The organism is Streptobacillus ratti (genome assembly GCF_001891165.1).
Taxonomy (GTDB): domain Bacteria; phylum Fusobacteriota; class Fusobacteriia; order Fusobacteriales; family Leptotrichiaceae; genus Streptobacillus; species Streptobacillus ratti.
The window spans coordinates 1-222 of sequence record NZ_LKKW01000140.1 but is presented as its reverse complement, the minus strand read 5'-3'; the positions used below and the strand labels follow the sequence as shown (position 1 = coordinate 222).

Here is a 222-nt window from a genome sequence, read left to right as displayed (position 1 = left end):
ACTAATCTATTTTTTTCACTAGATGAGGGTACAACCACTCCACCTGGACACATACAAAATGTATATGCTCCTCTTCCATTTGATAATCTTACATTCAACTTATATTCTGCTGGTGGTAATAAATCTGCATATTTACCATATTGAACTTCATTTATCATTTTTTGCTTATGCTCTACTCTTACTCCTACTGAAAATACCTTTTTACTCATATCTATTTTATTT

The 222-nt window shown here is 30.6% G+C and carries 1 protein-coding gene; it reads right to left on the bottom strand.

The annotated features are described in order from the left end of the window. The coding region (locus BT993_RS07145) for an FAD-dependent protein (protein ID WP_341860442.1) at window positions 1-222 on the bottom strand (222 nt) is incomplete at both ends.